16 protein-coding genes are annotated in these 21,205 nt (G+C 67.8%); 6 read left to right on the top strand and 10 right to left on the bottom strand.

Translation table 11 applies throughout. The features are described from left to right. Positions 1-917: 917 nt before the first annotated feature. Positions 918-2,042: an alanine dehydrogenase gene (ald, locus tag EJ903_RS22090; protein ID WP_126619543.1), complete on the bottom strand. Its 1,125-nt coding sequence runs from the start codon at positions 2,040-2,042 to the stop codon at positions 918-920. Between the two features lie 182 nt (positions 2,043-2,224). Between ald and EJ903_RS22085 the strand changes: the two genes are divergently transcribed. Continuing rightward, the gene (locus tag EJ903_RS22085; protein WP_126619541.1) at positions 2,225-2,701 is read left to right on the top strand and encodes an Lrp/AsnC family transcriptional regulator; all 477 of its coding nucleotides are present in this window, start codon (positions 2,225-2,227) and stop codon (positions 2,699-2,701) included. Between the two features lie 33 nt (positions 2,702-2,734). Here EJ903_RS22085 and EJ903_RS22080 read toward each other — a convergent pair whose 3' ends face one another. From EJ903_RS22080 to EJ903_RS22070, 3 genes are all read right to left on the bottom strand, one after another. Further along, the gene (locus EJ903_RS22080) at positions 2,735-3,463 is read right to left on the bottom strand and encodes an SDR family oxidoreductase (RefSeq protein ID WP_126619539.1); all 729 of its coding nucleotides are present in this window, start codon (positions 3,461-3,463) and stop codon (positions 2,735-2,737) included. Positions 3,464-3,504: 41 nt separating this feature from the next. Next, entirely contained in the window at positions 3,505-4,239 is a 735-nt protein-coding gene (locus EJ903_RS22075) for an alpha/beta hydrolase (protein WP_158627979.1), read from the bottom strand. A gap of 458 nt (positions 4,240-4,697) precedes the next feature. Beyond that, complete coding sequence (locus EJ903_RS22070; RefSeq protein ID WP_126619535.1) at positions 4,698-4,961, bottom strand: hypothetical protein; 264 nt, start codon at positions 4,959-4,961, stop codon at positions 4,698-4,700. Between the two features lie 428 nt (positions 4,962-5,389). Between EJ903_RS22070 and EJ903_RS22065 the strand changes: the two genes are divergently transcribed. The 5 genes from EJ903_RS22065 to EJ903_RS22045 all read left to right on the top strand — a co-directional run bounded on the left by EJ903_RS22065 (position 5,390) and on the right by EJ903_RS22045 (position 14,885). Then, complete coding sequence (locus EJ903_RS22065) at positions 5,390-8,989, top strand: hybrid sensor histidine kinase/response regulator (RefSeq protein ID WP_126619533.1); 3,600 nt, start codon at positions 5,390-5,392, stop codon at positions 8,987-8,989. Between the two features lie 141 nt (positions 8,990-9,130). After that, on the top strand, positions 9,131-9,814 hold the full coding sequence (locus tag EJ903_RS22060; RefSeq protein WP_246015840.1) for a response regulator transcription factor: 684 nt from the start codon (positions 9,131-9,133) through the stop codon (positions 9,812-9,814). A gap of 123 nt (positions 9,815-9,937) precedes the next feature. Next, complete coding sequence (locus EJ903_RS22055) at positions 9,938-11,110, top strand: DNA polymerase IV (RefSeq protein ID WP_126619530.1); 1,173 nt, start codon at positions 9,938-9,940, stop codon at positions 11,108-11,110. Positions 11,111-11,326: 216 nt separating this feature from the next. Then, positions 11,327-13,456 (top strand): hybrid sensor histidine kinase/response regulator, encoded by a 2,130-nt coding sequence (locus tag EJ903_RS22050; RefSeq protein ID WP_158627978.1) that lies wholly within the window; start codon positions 11,327-11,329, stop codon positions 13,454-13,456. Between the two features lie 163 nt (positions 13,457-13,619). Beyond that, positions 13,620-14,885, top strand: a complete 1,266-nt coding sequence (locus EJ903_RS22045) for a hypothetical protein (protein ID WP_126619525.1) — start codon at positions 13,620-13,622, stop codon at positions 14,883-14,885. A 13-nt stretch (positions 14,886-14,898) separates the two neighbouring features. On the opposite strand, the gene EJ903_RS22040 is transcribed toward EJ903_RS22045, so the two are convergent. The 6 genes from EJ903_RS22040 to EJ903_RS22015 form a co-directional block, all read right to left on the bottom strand. Then, positions 14,899-15,981 carry a prohibitin family protein gene (locus tag EJ903_RS22040; RefSeq protein WP_126619523.1) on the bottom strand — a complete coding sequence of 361 codons (1,083 nt, stop codon included), beginning with the start codon at positions 15,979-15,981 and terminating at the stop codon, positions 14,899-14,901. 7 nt (positions 15,982-15,988) lie between these two features. Next, on the bottom strand, positions 15,989-16,186 hold the full coding sequence (locus EJ903_RS22035; RefSeq protein ID WP_126619521.1) for a hypothetical protein: 198 nt from the start codon (positions 16,184-16,186) through the stop codon (positions 15,989-15,991). A 98-nt stretch (positions 16,187-16,284) separates the two neighbouring features. Beyond that, positions 16,285-16,956, bottom strand: a complete 672-nt coding sequence (locus EJ903_RS22030) for a YcjF family protein (protein WP_126619519.1) — start codon at positions 16,954-16,956, stop codon at positions 16,285-16,287. A gap of 197 nt (positions 16,957-17,153) precedes the next feature. Next, complete coding sequence (locus EJ903_RS22025) at positions 17,154-17,885, bottom strand: thioesterase II family protein (protein ID WP_126619517.1); 732 nt, start codon at positions 17,883-17,885, stop codon at positions 17,154-17,156. Then, complete coding sequence (locus EJ903_RS22020) at positions 17,882-19,528, bottom strand: cyclic peptide export ABC transporter (RefSeq protein WP_126619515.1); 1,647 nt, start codon at positions 19,526-19,528, stop codon at positions 17,882-17,884. Before EJ903_RS22020 ends, EJ903_RS22025 begins: the two co-directional genes overlap by 4 nt. Beyond that, positions 19,525-21,189, bottom strand: coding sequence for a cyclic peptide export ABC transporter (locus EJ903_RS22015; RefSeq protein WP_126619514.1), 1,665 nt, complete (start codon positions 21,187-21,189; stop codon positions 19,525-19,527). The genes EJ903_RS22020 and EJ903_RS22015 overlap by 4 nt, the downstream gene beginning before the upstream one ends. Positions 21,190-21,205: the final 16 nt, after the last annotated feature.

Below are 21,205 nucleotides of genomic sequence, written 5' to 3'. Positions count from 1 at the left end.
GTAGACCATCGTGTAGCCAATCGCGATCAGGCCATAAATGGCCCCAAGCGATAGGCCGTTGATCAATTGCTGTATGAAATAATCCATAAGGTCAGGCTCTCCCAATCTCCCAGACGGCGTCTCCCAGACAGCCGGCCTTCGTCGATGGCACAGAGTGTTTGAAACGGTGGATGGATCGACTCACCCGTCGCGATGGGTTTCCGCAGACGATGGTCCGAAGAAACGGCGTGTGTGGCGGCGGAAGGCCGGGAGTGGATGAACGGGGGAGAACATCCAGACCCGAGGCAGGGGACGCTTGGCCTTCCGCCGCCGCACCCGGTGGCGACCACGCCCCGCCGATGGATGGATCGGCGGGCGCTGTGGTCAGCGACAGCGATGCGCCTGCGCCAAGGCGCGCGGGGACAGCGGCTGCCGGATCAACGCCCGGCCAACCGTGGCACCCGCGCGGCGCGCGCGCATGATAAGAGCGATGTCGGCGGGGCTTGGGCCGGACACCGGCACCACATCCCAGCCGAGAACACGGCAAACCACCATACCCACAGCTCCCCCTTGCGTGGCCATTGCGCGGCGTAACGATACACCACAGCGCCTTCGCCGATAAAAGCGAAGCGCACCGCGTTCAAGCAATGCAACGACCAAAGCAGACGGCGTTTCCACCTGCTTCGGCCCAAATGGCGAAAATCGCCGAGCCTTACCCTGTTCGAAACTGTTCTTGATCTTTGGCCCCAGCACTTAGGTGCCGGTTGCGTATGCTGGCCCTATTCTTGTTACAAACAGGTAAAACAAACTCGTCCGTGGGCGCAACACTCTCTTTCAAACCTCCGAAAAAAACAACATTTCGTCGGATTTCGAAGATCGTTTCCAGTGAAAGTTTCTTGAAACGCGGCACGGACGATATTTTGTTCAGTTCAGGCCCATCACTCCGCCAGGAGTGATTTCGGATCGCGGAACGGGTGGCCCAGCGCGTCCGCCACCGCCGGATGGGTGATGGCTCCGGCATGGACGTTCAGTCCGGCGGCCAGATGCGGATCATCGGCCAACGCCTGCTTCCAGCCCTTGGCGGCGAGAGCCATGGCGAAAGGCAGGGTGGCGTGGTTCAGCGCCTCGGTGGAGGTGCGGGCGACCGCACCGGGCATGTTGGCCACGCAGTAGTGGACGATTCCATCGACGACATAGGTCGGATCGGAATGGGTGGTGGCGTGGCTGGTTTCAAAACAGCCGCCCTGATCGATGGCGACATCGACCAGAACAGACCCCTTGCGCATGCGGGAGAGCTGCTCCCGCTTGACCAGCTTCGGCGCGGCCGCCCCAACGACCAGCACGGCTCCCACCACCAGATCGGCGTCAACAACCAGCTTGTCCAGCGCGTCGACCGAGGCGTAGACCGTCTTCAGGCGCGGCCCGAACAGATCGTCGAGTTGCGCCAGACGCGGCACGGAGCGGTCGGCGATGACCACATCGGCCCCCAGCCCCAGCGCCATCCGCGCGGCGTTCGCCCCGACGACCCCGCCGCCGATCACCAGAACCTTGCCCGGCAGCACGCCCGGCACGCCGCCCAGCAGCACGCCCGACCCACCGTTGCTTTTTTGCAGGGCCACGGCCCCGACCTGGATCGCCATGCGCCCGGCGATTTCCGACATCGGGGCCAACAACGGCAGGCGGCCGTTGCGGTCGGTGACGGTTTCATAGGCGATGGCGGTGCACCCGCTCTCCATCAACAGGCGGGCCTGTTCGGGATCGGGGGCCAGATGCAGATAGGTGAACAGAAGTTGGCCCGGACGCAGCATGCGGCATTCCGCCGGTTGCGGTTCCTTCACCTTCACGATCATATCGGAGTCGGCGAAGACCTGGGCGGCGCTGTCGGCGATCGATGCCCCGGCGGCGCGGTAATCATCGTCGGAAAAGCCGATCTCGGCCCCGGCCCCGGTCTGGACCAGAGCGCTGTGACCGACAGAGGTCAGTTCACGAACCGATCCCGGCGTCAGCCCGACCCGGTATTCGTGGTTCTTGATTTCCTTGGGAACGCCAACGCGCGTGACCATCAGACCCCCCACATGTCAGGACCGAAACCGTCCGGCGAGCCGGAACCGTCAGCGGTGCGGATTGTCGCGATGCCCTCATCTTACGTCGGGTGAACGGGGTGGATCTCTGCAAAGCCCTGCATGATTCCACGATAATGCGATTGGGGGTTCGCATGTTCTGCCAATGTCTCGTATAAAGTTGCATGCACACCCTGGACGCCCTGGATCACAAAATTCTCCGGCTGCTGCGCAAGGATGGCCGGATGAGCAACGCCAAATTGGCGGCGGAGGTCGGCCTGTCGCCGTCGGCCTGCCTGCGCCGTTTGCACATGCTGGAACATTCCGGCGTCATCCGGGGCTACACCGCCATCGTCGAGACGATGGACGAGGACAAATCGGTGGTGGTGATCGTGCAAATCACCCTGGAGCGGCAAACAGACGAGTATTTCCGCCGTTTCGAATCCGCTGTCCGGCGCTGCCCGGAGGTGCGGGAATGCTATTTGCTGTCCGGCAGTTCGGACTATTTCCTGCGGGTGGTGGCGCAGGACGGGGCTGATTACGAGCGGATCTTTCAGGATTCGCTGTCGCGCCTGCCCGGCGTGGTCCGCATCCAAACCAGCTTCACCATCCGCAGCGTGATTCGCCCCGGCATGGCGATGGCGGACGACGCCGTGGGGTAAGCCGGGGGCGGGCTGACCCACCCGCCGCGTGTCTCAAGCCAGATCGCGGATGTCGGCCACCGGGTTGCGCCCGAAGGCGTCGCCCAGCAGATGGTCAAGCATCGCCGCCGCGCAGGCGTCGGGCGTGGTCAGGGCGTTGCCGTCCTTCAAGGAGACAAAACGGCTGCGCAGGACGAATCGGTCCTCCGGCGTCGCGCGCAGGGTCGCCTGCATGTCGGTGTCCACCACGCCGGGGGCCACACTGGCGATGCGCAGGCCGGGGCGGGCGTCGGCGGCGGCGCTGCGGGCGTGGTGATCCAACGCCGCCTTGGTGGCGCAATAGACGCTCCATCCCGGATAGGCGCTGCGCCCGGCCCCACTCGACACGTGGAGCACGCGGCGGTCGGGCTGGTCCGCCGTCGCGGCGATGAAGGCGTCGGCCAGCAACAACGGGGCGGTGACGTTCACCGCGATGGCGCGGGCGATGGCCTGCGGGTCGAGCGTTCCGGCGGGACCAATCGGCTCGACGATCCCGGCGTTGTTGAGCAACAGGACCGGCCCCGCGCCGGAGGAGGCCAGAAAGCGGGACACCGCCCCGCCGGGGGCCGACAGCGCGGCCACCGCCGTCGGGTCGGCAAGGTCGATGGCAACCTGCTCGATCCGCTCGGCCAAGGCCGCGTTCTCGGCACGCGCCAGCCCCAGAACCGACGCGCCCCGCGCGACCAGGGCAACGGCCAACGCCGCGCCCAAACCACGGGAATGGCCGGTGACGATCGCTTTCATAATGGAGACCTCACAACACGGGTTGAACGTCCCGCATCATGTCAAGGCAACGGCCGCACCGCCAGCGCGTCGCGCACCGCCAGCGCGTCGCGCACCGCCAGGGCCGCGCGGGTGACGGCCCCGTCGGCGGCCTCCACCAACCGGGTCAGGACCGCGAAGGAGTGGGGCAGGGAGTCATAGACCGACAGGGCATAGGGCACATCGGCGGCGGCCAACCGTTCGGCCAGGCGCACGCTGTCGTCGCGCAGGCAATCCAGACCGGCGGCGAGCAGCAGCACCGGCGGCAAACCGCGCAGATCGGCCAGCAACGGCGCGGCGCGCGGGTCGCGCGTCGGCTCCACCCCACCCAGATAGCGTTCCCAATACCAGCGCATCCGCGCCGTGGTCAGGCCATACCGCCCGTCACCGTACCGCTTGTGCGACAGGGTGTGAAAATCATGGGCAAACATGCCGTAGAACAGCAGGGCGAAGGACACACGCGGTTCCCCCGGTGCGCGGGCGGCCAGCGCCACGCCCAAGGCCAGATTGGCCCCGGCGGAATCCCCGCCCACGGCGATGCGTGCGGAGTCCAGCCCATAATCGGCCCCGTGGCGGGCGATCCAGCGCAAGGCGGCCAGCGCCTCCTCGTTCTGGTGAGGAAAGCGATGCTCCGGGGCCTTGCTGTAGGCAACGGCCAGGACGGCGGCCCCGCTGCGCAGGGCCAACAGCCGGTGCAGCCGGTCATGGGTGTCGATGCTGTTCAGGGCGAACCCGCCGCCGTGGAAATAGAGCAGCACCGGCAACGGTTCGTCGGTGGTGGCGGGGGGGGCGATAGAGGCGCAGCGGCAACGGCCCGGCCGGTCCCTCTCCCACCACGTCGCGCGCGGGCAAGGGCGGAGCATCCTGATTGAGGAAGGCGTGGGCGCGCTCCGACACCGCCCGGGCCTGGGCGACGGGCATGATGAGAGGGTCGGGCGTGGCCAACCCCAGCGCCCGCATCCGCGCGTGCGCGGTGACGACCTGCGGATCCAGTGGATCGAGCGTGTGAAGCGAAGCGGCGTCCGGCATTGGTCCATTTCCAATCAACGAGCGGTGTGGGCAGTTTTGCGCGGCAAAATATCTACTGTCAATATAGATTATAAGCGGTCGTATTAAACATGAGAAATTAGTATTATATGGGCACGCGCACAGCCCTTGTGATCAAGGGCCATGGCAAACAGCAGAGGGCGCAGGAACAGGGAAGGGGAGGGCCGCGTCAGCGCGCGCGGTGGCGCAGGGGGCGGACGTTGGTGGTGGCCCCGTCGGTCGCCCCGTCGGTGGCCTCGGTCGGGCGGACCTTCTTCAACTGAACAATGAAACGCTCCGCGCCGTTTTCCATCACGGCGATGCCGGTCAGCCCGTGCGCCCAGTCGCACGGCACGACGTGGATCTCCTTGATCCGGGCGGTTCCCGCCGCCAGTTCGGCGCGGTCGAGCACGACGTCTCCCACCCGGAATCCCAAATAAGCGTCAATCAACATGCTGGTCCGGTGTCCGTCTTCCGTTTCGCCAGCGGGCGGCGCGGGCGTGATCCGCGCGGCGACCGTTGGCATCACTCCGGCACAGAATGCGCCGGACGCGCCGCTTTCCCAAGTGGAATCATCGCACAGGGAAAATGTGGAAGCGGTCGGCCACGCATGAGGGAGGGGAGCGTGGGCGACCGCTTCCCCGGTTCCGGTCTGGACCGTCACGGCAGCGGCGACTGGGACGGGCCTGCGCTGACCCCAGGAGAGGATCGTCGCGCCGGACCTTGAGTGCGCCTGTTGTACGCCGTCCCCCCAACCGTCCGCGCCCCCTACCTTGGTTCAAAAATGCCCACGAAATAGGCAGACCAACCGGGCAGCGTTGGCACCCCCCGCCGCGTTGGATTAGGCTGCTCGGCGGTGGTCTTCGGCGAAGGAAACGCGTCGTGCAGAGTTGGCTGGTTCTGGCCGTGTCGGCGGCCTATCTGGGCGTGCTCTTCGCCATCGCCTGGTGGGGCGACCGACGGGCCGCCGGCCGGGCGGTGGATGGGCGGGCGTTGGATGGACAGGCGGGGGGACCCGCGCCGACGGGGGGCGGTGGGCTGCTGGCGATGGGCGGGCGGTGGGCGGCCCTGCTCTACGCCCTGACGCTGGGCATTTACAACACCAGTTGGAGCTTTTACGGGTCGGTCGGGCGGGCGTCGGCCAGCGGGGTGGATTTCCTGCCGATCTATCTGGGGCCGACGCTGCTGCTGTTGCTGGCCCGACCGGTCTTCACCAAGACCATCGCCATCGCCAAGGCGCAGAACCTGACCTCCATCGCCGATTTCATCGGCGCACGCTATGGCAAGAGTCAGGCGGTGGCGGCGCTGGTGACGCTGACGGCCCTGGTCGGCGTGCTGCCCTACATCGCCCTGCAATTGAAGGCGGTGGCCGCCAGCTTCGACGTGCTGACCGCCGCGACGCTGGAGGAAGCCGGACAGGTCCGCCCGGTGTGGGGCGACACCGCCTTTGCCGTGGCGCTGTCGATGGCGGTCTTCACCATCCTGTTCGGCGTCCGCCACATCAGCGCCAGCGAGCACCATCGCGGCCTGATGCTGGCCATCGCCTTTGAAAGCCTGGTGAAGCTCGCCGCCTTTCTGGCGGTGGCGCTGTTCATCGTCTTCGGCATGTTCGACGGTTTCGCCGATCTGCTGACCCGGCCCCAGGCCGCCCCGCTGCTGACCCCGGATTTCAGCCACCCGACCTGGTGGTCGAACACGGTGATTTCGGTCATCGCCTTTCTCTGCCTGCCGCAGATGTTCCATGTGGTGACGGTGGAGAACGACCACCCGCGCCACGTCCGCGCCGCGTCCTGGATGTACCCGGTCTATCTGGCGGTGCTCAGCCTGCTGATGATTCCCATCGCCGTGGCCGGGCTGGTGACGTTCGGCGATGGCCGGATCAACCCCGACACCTTCATGATCACCCTGCCCATCGCCGCCGGGGCGGGCAGCGTCAGCCTGGTGGCCTTCATCGGCGGGCTGTCGGCGGCGACCGGCATGGTGATCGTCGCGGCGGTGTCGCTCAGCACCATGCTGTGCAACGACGTGGTGATGCCCCTGTTGCTCAGCCGCCCGCGCTTTGCCGCCCGCGTCGGCAGCCGCGACATGGTCGGCACGCTGCTGCTGGTGCGCCGCCTGTCGGTGGTCGGGATCCTGCTGCTGGCCTACGCCATGCACCGGCTGGTGGACAAGGGCTATCCCCTGACCGTCATCGGGCTGTTGTCCTTCGTCGCGGTGGCGCAGTTCGGCCCGGCCTTCTTCGGGGCGCTCTATTGGCCGCGCGCCAACCGGGTGGGGGCGTTGGCCGGGTTGGGGGCCGGGTTCCTGCTGTGGGTTTACACCCTGCTGATCCCGTCGATGGCGCGGATCATCACCCTGCCCGATGGCTTTCTCGACAACGGGCCGTGGGGGCTGGAGTGGCTGGCCCCGCAGGCGCTGTTCGGGATCGAGGGGTTGGACCCGATTTCCCACGCCAGCCTGTGGAGCCTGTCGGCCAACCTGCTGGCCTTCGTCGTCGGATCCCTGCTGGCCCGGCCCAGCGCGGTGGAGCGGACGCAGGCCGCCGCCTACCGCGACACCGTCGCCGACTTGGGGGAGGAGGAGGTGCGCCGCCCCTTCGCCAAGTCACCGCCCCGTCTGGCCGACCTGCGGACGCTGGCCATCCGCTTCGTCGGGCCGGAGCGCGGCAACGCCGCCTTTGACGGCTATGGCGTCGGGCGTGGCGGCGGCGGCGGCCCGGCCGATCTGGACGCGGTGCGCTTCACCGAAAACCTGATCGCCGGGGCGGTCGGCGCGGCGTCCGCCCGCGTGGTGATGGCGGCCTCGCTGCAAGGCCGGGCGCTGTCGCGCGGCGACGCCATGGCGATGCTCGACGAGGCGTCCGAAGCGCTGCGCTTCAACCGCAAGCTTCTGCAAAACACGCTGGAGAATGTCGGGCAGGGAATTTGCGTGGTGGATGAGGAATACCGGCTCGCCGCCTGGAATCACCGGTATCTTGAGCTGCTGGACCTGCCGCCCGACCGGGTGCGGGTGGGCGTGCCCTTTGCCGAGTTGATCCGCTTCAACACCGAACGCGGCGAATACGGGGCGGAGGATTTGAAAGCGCTGCTGGTCAACCGCGACACCGCCACGCTGGAATGGCCCTACCGCTACGAACGCCGCCGCCCGGATGGGACGGTTCTGGAAATCACCTGCAACCCGATGCCGGAGGGCGGTTACGTCTCCACCTACACCGACGTGACCGAGCGTTACCGCGCGGCGGAGGCCCTGCGCGAGGCGAACGAAAGCCTGGAACAGCGGGTGCAGGAGCGCACCGACGCCCTGCAACAGGCCAAGGCGGAGGCCGAAGCCGCCAACGCCAGCAAGACGCGCTTCCTCGCCGCCGCCAGCCACGACCTGTTGCAGCCGCTCAACGCCGCCCGCCTGTTCGTGTCGGCGCTGGAGGAAAGCGTGCGCGACCCCGCACCCGGCCCCACCGCCCGCGCGCAGGAACGCGGCATGGTGGACAACGCGGCGGCCTCGCTGCGCTCCACCGAACTGCTGCTGGGCGGACTGCTCGACATCTCATCGCTCGACGCGGGCAACGTCCGGCCCAAGGTGCGCGGCTTTGCCATCGGCGATCTGTTGAGCGGGCTGGCGGTGGAGTTTTCCGCCCTGGCGCAGGAACGCGGCCTGACCCTGCGGGTGGTCGGTTGCGGCCTAGCAGTGCGGTCCGACCCGCAACTGCTCCGGCGGATTTTGCAGAATTTCCTGTCCAACGCCATCCGCTACACCCCCAGCGGCCGGGTGTTGCTGGGCTGCCGTCGGCGCGGCGACCGGCTGCGGATCGAGGTGTGGGACAGCGGCCCCGGCATCCCGGAGAACAAGCGCCGCGAGGTGTTCGAGGAGTTCCGCCGCCTCAACACCGCCACCAGCCCCGGGTCCGCCGCCGACAAGGGGCTGGGGTTGGGGCTGGCGATTGTCGACCGCATCGCCAATCTGTTGGGCCACGCGGTGACGGTGCGCTCCACCCTGGGGCGGGGGACCGGCTTTGCCGTGGATGTGCCGCTGTCCGACCAACGGCCCCTGCCGCTGAACCGCCCGTCGGCCTCGCCCGCCGGGGTGCTGGCCGGTGGCCTGCTGGTGCTGTGCATCGACAACGAGGACTCAATCCTGGCGGGCTTGCGCGCCCTGCTTGAGCAATGGGGCTGCCGGGTCGCCACCGCGTCGGACGAGGACGGTGCCGTGGCCGCGCTGGCGGCGATGGGCGAAACGCTGCCCGACGTGGTCTGCGTCGATTACCATGTGGCGGAGGGGTTGACCGGTCTGGTCGTGCTGGACCGGCTGCGCGCGCGCTGGGACCGCCCGGTCAAGGGGCTGCTGCTGACCGCCGACCGCTCCGAAGCGGTGCGGCAGGAGGCGGAGCGGAGCGGCTGCGGCGTGATCTACAAGCCGGTGAAGCCCGCCTCGCTCCGCCGCTTCCTCAACGGTGCGGCGCTGCAAAGCGCGGCAACGGCGGAATGACGGATCGCACAGCACTCGCACATTAAGACAGACCGGATTGGCAACTCCGCATATTATGGGCTGCACAAAGGCCGGAACCGGACAAAAGCCGGACGGCGAACCGCGCCGGTTGCGGCGCGCATGGGGGAGGGGAACGCGGGCATGGAGAGCGAGAGCGCTGCAAGCATCATCGGCGCAACCACCATCGTGATCGGCGACGATCACCCGCTGGTGCAGGCCGCCCTGCGCGACGCGCTGGGCAAGGCGATGCCCGAGGCGGCAATCGTCGAATGCCTGGATCTGGACGCGGTGATGGCGGCGGTGACGGAGCGGGCGGGATCGGTCGATCTGGTCCTGCTGGATCTGAACATGCCGGGGACCCATGGTTTTGCCGGGCTGTTCCTGATGCTGGCCCATCACCCGACGGTTCCGGTGGCGATCCTGTCGGCCTTGCAGGACGCCGACACCATCCGCCGGGCGCTGGCCTATGGCGCGTCCGGCTACATCCCGAAATCCCTGTCGATGGCGGCGATGGCCGACGCCATCCGCGCCATTCTGGACGGCGCGGTGTGGGCACCGCCGCTCAGCCTCACCGACAGCCCCGAGGCCGAGGAGGCGGAGGCCGCCCGCCGCTTCGCCTCCCTCTCGCCCCAGCAGTTGCGCATCCTGACGATGATCGTCGATGGCAAGCTGAACAAGCAGATCGCCGGGGACCTGAACGTGTCGGAACAGACGGTCAAGGTCCATGTCTCCAGCATCCTGCGCAAGCTGAACGTGGTCAGCCGCACGCAGGCGGCGGTGGTGGCCGGGCGGCTGGCGGTGGACGGAACCCCGCCACGCCCCTGATTTGATCCGTTTTGTTCCGCATTCGTACCGGATGAACTGGCCCGCCGCGCGTGGTTTTGCTAGAATGGCGGACCGGGTTGGCCGCGATGGGCGGGCGGCCCGGCTCCAGGGGTTCGGGGTGGAATGAGCGTGTCCTGTGTCTGCCGCGACTGCGCCGCCGCCTTTGACGGCGATCCGCTGCGCTGCCCGAAATGCGACAGCCGCCGCCTGTTCCGCCACCCGGAACTGCACCGGCTGACCATCGGCCACATCGATTGCGACAGTTTTTACGCCACGGTGGAAAAGCGCGACCGCCCGGAGCTGGCGAGCCGCCCGGTGATCGTCGGCGGGGAGGATCATCGCGGCGTGGTCGCCGCCTGCTGCTACGTCGCCCGCATGTCCGGCGTGCGGTCGGCCATGACCATCCGCGAGGCGCTGGACCGCTGCCCCGACGCCACCATCATCCGGCCCGACATCGCCAAATACAAGGAGGTCGGCCACCGCGCCCGCGCGATCATGGAGGCTTTCACCCCGCTGGTCGAACCGATCAGCATCGACGAAGCCTATCTGGATTTGAGCGAGGTCGGCGACCGTCTCAGCATCAGCCCGGCGCAGGCGCTGGTGGAGATCGTCCGTCGGTTTGAAACGGAGTTGCGGATCACCGCGTCCATCGGGCTGAGCTACAACAAGCTGTTGGCGAAGATCGCCTCGGACCTCGACAAGCCACGCGGCTTTTCCGCCTTGGGCCGCGCCGACGGCCCGGCCTTTCTGGCGGGCAAGCGCGTCACCATCCTGTGGGGCGTCGGCCCGGCGCTGGAGCGCAAGCTGTTCACCGACGGCATCACCCGCGTCGGCGACCTTCAGGACAAGGACGAGCATTGGCTGGTCAAGCGCTATGGCGCGATGGGCCGGGTGCTGTTCAACTTCGCGCGCGGGGAGGATTCCCGCCGGGTGCAGCCGGAATCGGTCAGCAAGAGCATCTCGGCCGAAGAAACCTTCGATTGGGACGTCACCGCGCTGCCCGCCCTGACGCAGGAGCTGCGCCCGCTGGCCGCCAAGGTGGCGCGGCGGCTGGCGCGCGAAGGACTGCTGGGGCGCAGCGTGGTGTTGAAGCTGAAGACCAAGGATTTCCAGCAGCTCACCCGCTCCCGCCGGGTGGAGCCGACCGCCGACGCCGACGCCATATTCGCCGCCGGGCTGGCCCTGTTGGAACGCGAGGTGGACGGGCGGGCCTTCCGCCTGATCGGGATCGGCTGCACCGATCTGGTCCATCCAGCGACCGATCCGGATCCGGAACTGGATCTGTTCGGTCACTGATTTGCCGCAATGGCCTATGCACCTTAGCCGGGTGGATCACGCGGAACGCCACCTTGACGCGTCCCGCAGCGGCCCCGATGATCCAGCCACCGTTCTGGTTGCGTGGACGGTCGTCGGGGGGTGAGCCTTAGCGTCATGGTTGTGCGATCCGTTTGGGAGTCCTGGCCCGCCCGGTGGGTGTCACACCTGCGCGCGAGCCGGCCTCTGAGGCTGTTGGTGGTGTCGGGCGCGGTGGCGCTGGCCGTCCTGGTGACGGCAACGGCGCAGTACATCCTGATGCTCCGCGACAAGGAGATCGACGCGGCGAAACGGGAATTGGCCACGCTCAACCTGTCGCTCGCCGAACAGACCGCGCGGTCGATCCAGAACGTCGATCTGGTGCTGACCAGCATGATCGACCAGATGAAAGCGGAGGGGATCGCCACCCCACAGGACATGGTCCGCCTGCGCTCCGACCAGGAAACCCACGATCTGTTGAAGGCGAAAGCTTCGGTCGTTCCACAGATCGACGCGGTGATGGTGGTGGGGGCCGACGGGCAGCTTCTGAATTTCTCGCGCTTTTATCCGGCCCCGAATTACTCGGTGGCGGATCGAGATTTTTTCCAGGCCCTGAAGGACACGCCGACCGATCAGCCATTTCTGGGGGAGCCGGTCCAGAATCGCGCGACCGGAGGGTGGACGGTTCACCTCGCCCGCCGGGTCAGCGCGGCGAACGGGCGGTTTCTGGGATTGGCGGTGGGGGCCATCGACCTCGATTACTTCCAACGGCTCTATCGCGGGCTGCGGGTAGGGGACACCGGCAGCAGCATCAGCCTGTGGCGGCGCGACGGCATCCTGCTGGCCCGTCACCCCGCCCTGCCCGGAATCGGCAAACCGCTGGGTCCACGCCGTTTTCTCGACGTTCTGACCGAATCCGAGGCTGGGGAGTTTGTGACCCCCGACGGGCTGGACGCCACCGCAAGGGTGGTGGCGACTCGCGCGGTCAACGCCTATCCGGTGGTGGTCAACGTGACCCGCACGCTGGACGATGTGTTGCAGGGGTGGCGCGCCCAGGTGATGACCCTCGCGCTGGCCGGTCTGGTCGGGGCGCTGGCGCTTCTGCTGGCCCTGTGGGCGCTGGCCCGCCAATTCCGTGCCTATGAGACGGCGGCGCTGGCCCTGGCTGAAACCCGGCGGGCGATGGCCGGGCGTGAACAGGCCGAATTGGCGTTGCGGCAGGCGCAGAAGATGGAGGCGGTCGGCCAACTGACGGGCGGGGTGGCCCATGATTTCAACAACCTGCTCCAGGCCCTCAGCATCAACCTGCACGTCCTTGAAAGCCGATGCCAGGACGAGCGTCTGGCCCTGCCGATCCGCATGGCGCTTCAGGCGGTGGAGCGTGGGTCGACGCTGACCCAGCATCTTCTGGCCTTTTCCCGCCGCCAGCCGCTGCGCCCGGAACTGGTGGACGTGGCGGCGCTGGTGGCAGGGGTGGCGGCCCTGATGGCCCGCACCCTGGGCGGGGTGGTCCGGGTGGAACACCGGGCGGATCCCGGGCTGTGGCCGGTGATGATCGACCCCAACCAGTTGGAAATGGCGCTGATCAATCTGGCGATCAACGCGCGCGACGCCATGCCCGATGGCGGCGTGCTGTGTCTGGAGGCGGGCAACCATGCGGGCAACGCCCCCCGCCAGCCGGGCGTGCCATCGGGCGATGGGCTGTGCATCACCGTTCGCGACACCGGGACCGGCATGACACCGGAGGTGTTGAGCCGTGCCACCGAACCGTTTTTCACCACCAAGGAGGTTGGCCGGGGCACCGGTTTGGGATTGGCCATGGTCCAAAGTCTGGCCAACCGTTCGGGCGGGGGTCTGGTCATCGACAGCCAACTGGGGCACGGAACCACGGTCCGCCTCTTCCTGCCGCGCGCCAACCCGGATGCGGTCGCGGCCCCACCGCCTGGAGCTTCAACCGGATCCGAGGCGGACAGCGCCTGTTCCATCCTGCTGGTCGATGACGAGGATCTGGTGCGTGGAGCCACCGCCGATTTCCTGACCCAGGCGGGCTTTGCCGTGCAGGAGGCGGCGGACGCCGAAACCGCGCTGCGCCTGTTGGAACGGGGAGCGGCGGTTGACGTGATCGTCACCGACCACATGATGCCCGGCATGAACGGGTTGGACATGGTGCGTGCCATCCGCGCCCGCAACAACCCGGTTCCCATCCTGATGGTCACAGGATTCGCCGAAGAGCTGAGGACGGACGTGGCCGGGGTCAGCGACGGGCTGTCGCTGCTGGCCAAGCCGGTGGTCCCGCAAAGTCTGGTCCGGTCGATCCGCGCCATGGCGTCGATGTCCACCGCCGCGTGAACCGTCGCCCTCCTGGAACAAGCGACAAAAAGTGAAGCGGGGCAACGCTCTGACGTCTGTTTCACGAACGCGGTGCGTCAAACCCGTTTCGGTTTTGGGCGTTCCGCTCTAGCATGTTTGCGAACGAAACGAACAAACGGCGGTGGCCGTGATGCGGAAGGCCATGAGGAACGCGACAACGACCCTGCGCCGTGCGGCGTGGGGCGGTCTGGTGGCGGTGATCGCCCTGCTGTGGACGGGGGACGATGGGCACGCCTGGGCTGACGCCGGGGGCGAGCTGGCGGCCAAGACCTGCGCCACCCTGGCCAAGCGGGTCGATGAGATTCCCGGGGCGGGATCGGTGTTCCTGCGCAGCTACGACAACGCCTTTTCCGCCGGGCCGACCAGCGAACCGGCCCTGTCGATTGCCGCCTTCACCTACGACAACGCGCTGGCAATCATCGCCTTGCACGCCTGCGGCAAGCGCCCGCAGGCGCTGCGCATCGGCGAAGCGCTGCTGGACGCCACCAACCTCGACCGCGCCGGGCGCAAAGGCCGGCTGCGCAACACCTACCGCGCCGGGGCGCAGAAGCAGCGCCCGATTCCGCCGATGGGCTGGTGGGATGCGGTGGAAAACCGTTGGTTGGAGGACGCCTACCAGATCGGGACCGCCACCGGAAACGTCGCCTGGGCCGGGCTGGCCCTGCTGACCCTGGCCGAAGCCACCGGGGAGAAGCGGTTCCGCGACGGGGCGGCGGGGCTGGCCCGCTGGGTGGTGGACAACACCGCCGATCCCAAGGGGCCGGGCGGCTTCAACGGCGGCCTGCAAGGCTTCGACAACGCCCCGCAACCGCTGACCTGGAAGGCGACGGAGCACAACACCGACCTCGTCGCCCTGTTCGACCGCTTGGGCGGCGGCGGGGAATGGGCGGCCCCAGCCAAGGCGGCGCGCGGCTTTCTGGACGCGCTGTGGGCTGCGGGGGGCGATCATTTCCCGGTCGGCACACTGCCCGACGGAGTGACGGTCAGCCGGAGCATCTCCGGCCTGGACGCGCAACTCTGGCCGCTGCTGCTGCGCGACGCCCCGGTTGGGTGGCGTGCGGCGCTGGCCTACGCCGAACGCGCCCATGGCGTGGACGGTGGTTTCGATTTCAACGACGACCGCGATGGCGTGTGGGTCGAAGGCACGGCGCAAGCCGCGCTGGCCTACCGCGCGGTCGGGCGCAAGGCCGACGCCGACCGGCTGTTCGCCGACCTCTTGCAGGACATCAGCCCCGGTGGGTTCCTGTGGGCCACCCGGTCGGCGATCCTGACCACCGGGCTGGCCATCGGCCCGGACAGCAAAACCGACGATTTCCTCTATTTCCGCCGCCCGCATCTGGGGGCCACCGCCTGGGCAGCGCTGGCCGCCCAAGGCTGGAACCCCTTCACCGGCGCTCGGCTGCCATAATCCACCCACCCCCTCACGGCGCGGGTGTGGACGGCGTGGCGGAGGGGAGGTTCGGTGTGGGAACAGATGGCGGCGCGTTGGCCGGTGGATCGCCGTTGGCGGGGCGGGGGGCCGCCGCTTCGCCGGTTGCTCCCGGTGGGAACGGGGCTGGAGCCGCCGGGGCGACGTGCGGTCGGGCGTCGTCGGCGGTGTTGAGGATGACGGGCAGCCCGTCACGCCCGCCGATGATGATGGTCTTGGCGTTGGCGGATTCGGCGAAGGCGCGCGTCGCCTCGATCCCGCGCAGGCGCAGATACTCCGGTGTGATGGTGTGGGCGACGGTTTCCTGGAAATCGCGGATGCCTTCCGCCTCGATCCGTTTGCGGTCGCGCTCCTTGGCTTCGCGGGCGACGCGGAACTCGTACTCCTGCATGATCTGCTGCTGTTCGATCTTGCGGTCGATGGCCTGCCGAACCAGCGGCGGCAGGGTGATGCCGCTGACCAGCACATCCTCCACCCGGATCATCGGTTCCCCCAGATTGCCCGGCGCGACGTCGAAGGCGTCGGACGGAACCGGAAATCCGTTGCGGGCGTTGGTCATCAGATAGGTCTGAATGTCGGCGCGGTCAGCGGAATAGAAGCTTTCCGGGTTGTTCTGGGCCACGAAATGATAGACGAGGCTGCCGACCTTGGGATGGACCAGCGTGTCGGCGAAAGACGGCCCGGTCAGCTTGTGCAGCACCCCGGCGGTCGGCGGGTTGACGCGGTAGCGGACCGACACCTCCACGGTCAGGGTCATGCCGTTGCTCGTCACCGCGTCGAACCGGCGGTTGTCGGTGCGCAGGCGCACGTCGTAAAGCGTCACGGTGTCCCACGGAAAGATGACGTGCAGCCCTTCCTTGAACACGCGGTCGGTGACGGTGCCGCCGAAGAAGCGCAGCCACAGCACGCCGACGTGACCGGCCGGAACCTCGATGAAGATTGACGGAGCGATGGCGAACAGCGCCATCAACAGGGTGAGGATCGCCGCGTAAAAGGAGATCGCGTGCCGCTTCATCCACAGCCCGGCGCGGGTCAGGACGGACGGCGGGCGGGGGGCCAGATCAATGGTGGTCATCGCACTCTCAGCGGGATCGCAGCGACATCAGCTTTTCGCGCATCCGGGCGCTGGGCCGTCCAACCGCCTGGATGACGAAATCAACCAGCGGCGTCAGGAACAGGGCCAGCAGGAAATGCCCGACAAAGCCGAACACGGTGTTGCGCCCCATGATGCCGCACACCACGCAGGCGGTCAGGTACAGGCCAGAGAAGATGATCGGCATGGTCCGGGCCTCGGAAGGAAGACAGACAGGCGGTGACACGGATGGGGGAGGCGGAAACGCCGCGAACAGCGCCTCCGCCCCCATCCACGGGCAGCGGATCAGGCCGCGACGGCCTCGGGGGCCGCGTCCGGCACCACGCCCTTGCGGCGGCGCAGTTCGTCGTACTTCTCGCGGAAATAGGTCTTCACCTTCTCCGGGTCGAAGGTCAGGAACGTGCCGCCCGAGGCGAAGTGCTGCTGGAACACCTTGCCCAAGGCGTAGGTGAAGGCGGCGTTGAACAGCGGCTGGGTGGCCAGACGCGTGACCGTGCCGACCACCGGAACGCGGTTGAGCGCCGCGTTGACCACCGTCGATCCCAGGAACCCGCCACTGAGCAGCGCCGGGGTGACGCTGGCCAGCAGCGCGCCCACGGCGGAGCGGCCGATGTCAGCGCGGAAGCTGACGCCATAGACGTCCGACAGCTCCTTGAGCAGGCGCAGTTGGACGACGGCGGCGGCGGCGGTGTCCACGAACGTCACCGGGATCACCCCGGCGGCGGCGGACAGCAGCACATGGTTGCGGATCACGGTGTGGGCGTGGCGCGCGCGCTCGCCGTCCACCGTGGCTTCGGACGCGACCGCTTCGGGGGCGGCCTCGGACGCGGCGGCGTCGACGCTCTCCGCCACGGCGGGGGCGGCGGCCTCCGGCGCGGCGGCGGTCGTCTCGACCACCGGATCCGGCGTGGACGGCGCAGCGCCGTCGCCGGTCGGCGGGTCTTTCTTAATGACCATCGGTTGGTGCTCCCAAAACTACACTGGTGAAACCCGCGCACCGAACCGGCGCGCGGTGTGTGACGGCCCCGAGGGGACGGCCCGCGTGGGAACGCCGACGGCCGGAACCGGCGGTGTCCTGATATGGGCTAACGAATGAACGGGTGATCGTCAAATCGGCAGCGGCGCAATGATGGATGCAATGGATCAGCATGTGCCTAAAACGCGAGCGGAAGAATGGTTTCAACAATTTTCTGTCGGTGCTGGTGCAAAAAGAAATGGTCGCCGGGCAATGGGTGCAGGGCGAATCCGGCCCCCGCCACCCGTTCCCAGGCGGCGACATCCTCCACCGCAACCTCGGCATCCCCAATTCCGGCAAAGGCCAGCAGGGGAATCGCCAAGGGGGACGGGTTGGGGTCGGCGAAGCCGTCGGACAGGATGAAATCGGCGCGCAGCATCGGAACCACCAGATCCATCAACTCGTCGCAGGCCAGCACCTCCGGCGGGGTGCCACCCATCGTGCGAATCCGCGCGCGGAAACTGTCGTCGTCCAGGCTTGCGGTGTGCGGTCGGCGCAACGGGACCTGCGGCGCGCGCCGTCCCGACACCGCCAGCCGTTCGGGCGGACGCCCCGCCGCGATCAGCGCGCGGGCGGTGGCGTAGGCCAGCGCCGCCCCCAAGGAATGACCGAACAGCACCAGCGGACGGTCGAGCCGGATCAGCGCGTCGCACAGCGGCAGGGCGACCGCCGCCGCGTCGGTCGCGCAGGCTTCGGTGAAACGGTTCTCCCGCCCCGGCAGGCGGACAGCCAACAGTTCGTCCCCCCGCCCGATGTGCTGGTCCCAATCGCGGTACAGCGCCGCCCCCGCCCCGGCGTGCGGAAAGCACACCAGGGTGCGGCGCGGGGCGACGACGGGGCGGAAACGGTGGAGCCACGGCGTCCCGGTCATGCCGCTCCCCCCGGTTCCGGGCCGATCCGCCCAACCTCGATCCGCCCCTCGTTCATGTGATAGACGCGGTCGGCCATGCCGAACCACCGGTCATCGTGGGTCACGCAGATCACGATCTTTCCCTTGGCCTTCATCTCGGGCAGCAACTCTTCGTAAAAGACGCGGCGGAAATGGGGGTCCTGGTCGGCCGCCCATTCGTCGAGCACGATGACCGGCTTGTCCTCCATCTGCGCAACGACCAGGGCCAGACGCTTGCGTTGGCCGGTGGACAGGGCGACGGTGGAGAAGGCCCCGTCCTGCACGCTGGCCTTGTCCTGCATCTCCAGCCGTTCCAGCAGGGCACGGGCGCGCGCCGGATCGGGATCCGCCACGCCATAGAGCCGCCGCGACAGGTGGTAGTCGGAGAAGATCGCCGAAATCTGGTCGCGGTAGCTCTGCATCCGCTCCGGCTCCACCGGCTCGCCATCGGCCAGCAGCGCCCCGCCCTTGATCGGCATCAACCCGGTCAGCAGGCGCAGCATGGTGGATTTGCCCGATCCGTTGCCGCCGGTGACGAAGGTGATCTCGCCCGCGTGGAACTCCGCCGACAGCGGCCCCACCGAAAAGACCGGGTTGCCCGCCGCGTCGGTGTAGGAAAAGACCGCGTCGCGCAGCGCGATCCGGCTGGGCGGGCGGTCCAGCGCGCGGGCGTTCTCGTCGGGCGCGTCGCCCGCCGCCGTGCTCAGCAGCGCCGCCATGCTTTCGATGTTGGCGAGCGCGAATTCGGTCTGCGTCACCAGCGGGGTGACGTGGGCCAGCGTGCCGACCGGGCCAACGATGAACAGCGCCGCCATCGTCGCCGGAACCACCACCTCATAATATTTGGTGGTGAACAGCGGCACGACGAAGACCATCAACCCGACCAGCACATAGAACAACGCCTGGAGCAAGGCGAACTCCTGCCCCCATAGCGCCTTCATCGCGGTGTTGACCCGCCTTGCGCTGTCGGAGGCGCGGGCGGCGTCCGCAACCACGCCATCGGCGCGGCGCACGCTCATCCGCACCTCTTTGAAGCCGCGCAGCAGGTCGGTCAGCCCGTCGAACACGGCCATTTCCGCCCCCATCGCCGCGCGCATCTGCGGCCCCAGGGCGGCCATGCGCGAAAAGCGCAGCGCCACGGAGAAACCGGCGAAGCCAAAGGCCATCACGCAGGCCAGAGGCGACAGCCACGCCAGATACAAAGCGAGGAAAATCAACATCGTCGCCTGCTGCCCACCGATGACCAGCATCGGCAGGGTGCGGGCCAGCGTCTGGGTGTCCTGGGTCAAGGCCCCGTGCAGGGCGGCCCGGCCCACCCGTTCGACCGTGACCAGATCGGCCCGGCGCACGGCGTCGAACAGCCGCACGCGCAGGCGGTGGATCAGCCCCTCCACATCCTGCGACGCGGTGACGAGCACGTAATTGTGCGTCACCCCGAACAGGGTGATGGTGATGGCGAACAGCACCAGCAGGCGGACGCTCATCTGCCCCTTGGCCGCGTCCTTGGCGGCGAGATCGACCACCCAGAGCAGCATGGAGGTGGACAGCGCCGACAGCGCCGTCATGATCGCCAGGGAGCGGAGATTCTGCGGGATCTCCTGCCGGATCAAGCGGATGAGCCTCACGGCGCACCCCCTTCCCCGGCGGACGGGCGGGGCACGGCGATTTCGCTCAACCGGCCTTCCTCCATGTGCAGGCGGCGGTCGGCCACGTCGAAATAATGGTCGTCATGGGTGACGGCGATGATGGTCAACCCGCGCCGTTTCAGCTCCGGCACGATCTCCCGGTAAAATTTCTGGCGGAAATGCGGATCCTGGTCGGCGGCCCATTCATCAAGGATCAGGATCGGCTTTTTCTCCAGAATGGCGGCGACCAGCCCCAGCCGCTTGCGCTGCCCGGCGGACAGGTCACGCCGCCCGAAGCGGTCGCCGTCCACGCTGGTCACGCGCTCCATCTCCATCCAGCGCATCAGGGCGTCGGCCTCCGCCCGGTCGGGGTGATCCATGCCGTAGAGGCGGGCGAACAGATGGAAATCGGCGAACACCGTGGCCATCAGCCCGCGATAGGCGTTCTGGCGACCCGGCCCGATCTCCAGCCCGTCCACCGTCAGCCGCCCGCGCAAGGGGTGGTACAGCCCGGTCAACAGCTTGATGAAGGTTGATTTTCCCGATCCGTTGCCGCCGGTGATGAACAGCGTCTCCCCCCGACGGATGGTGAGGTCGAACGGACCGACGGCAAAGCTCTGCTCCCCCGCCGGGGCGGGAAAGGCGTATTCGATCCCCTCCAACCGAATTACATGAAAATCCTCCGGCAGAGGCAAGGGCGGGGCGGTGGCCGCCGGTTCGGCCAGCTCGTTCAACTGGCCCTCCAGCTCGATCATGCGGCGAGCGGCGGAATCGGCCGCCGCCATCACCGCCATCGACTGCATCAGCCCGAACACCGCCGAGGCCATGAACAGGATCGCCGCCGTCACCTTCACCACCTCCTGCCCAAAGGTGGAGGAGTAGTTCGGCACGACGAAGACGATCACGCCCAACATCATGTTGAAGGCGGTTTCACCGAACACGAACTGCTGCCAGCCGTGCAGATGCACCTCGTTGCGGGCGGCGGTCGTGGTGGCCGACACCCCGGCGAAGGTGGCGTTCAGATCGGCGCTGCGCGCGCTGTTCAGCCGCTGTTCCTTGAAGCCGTCGAACAGGTCCGACACGCTTTCGAACAGCCCGGCCTCGTGGCGGTTCTGGATCTCCTGCCGTTCGTTGAGCGCCTCGCCCAGCCGGAGATAGCTGACCGCCCCCACCGCCATCAGCGCGGCGATCAGCAGAAAGGCCAGCGGCGACAGCGCGGCGATGTAGACCAGCACCGCGACGATCAACAGGGCCGAGCGCAGCGACAGCGCCAGGAACTGCGAGTTCATCGACACGATCTGGCAGCTTTGGGTGATGCTGTCGAACAGCGGTGTTTCGCCGAACCGTTCCAGCTTCCACAGATCGGCCCGGCGCAGCCGGTCGAGAAGGCGCACGCGAACGCCGTCGATCGCCTCCTCGATGTCCGCGCCCATGCGGGCGACCATCCAGCTTTCGGACGCGGTGTAGAGCAGCACGCAGACGACGAAGAGCGCCGCCATCCACAGATCGACGACGTCGCTTTTGGTCTCGGCGATCTTCTGGGCGGCCCGGTTGACGATGGCGAGCACGACGGCGCTGCTCAACGCCGACACCGCCGCGCCGAAGACAAGACGGCGCAACGGCATCGGCCCGAGCCGCGCCAGCAGCAGGACGACGTTCATCGACCGGCCCCTTCAC

Origin of the sequence: Azospirillum griseum (assembly GCF_003966125.1) — a bacterium.
GTDB lineage: Bacteria > Pseudomonadota > Alphaproteobacteria > Azospirillales > Azospirillaceae > Azospirillum > Azospirillum griseum.
This window is presented reverse-complemented; position numbering and strand designations above follow the sequence as displayed.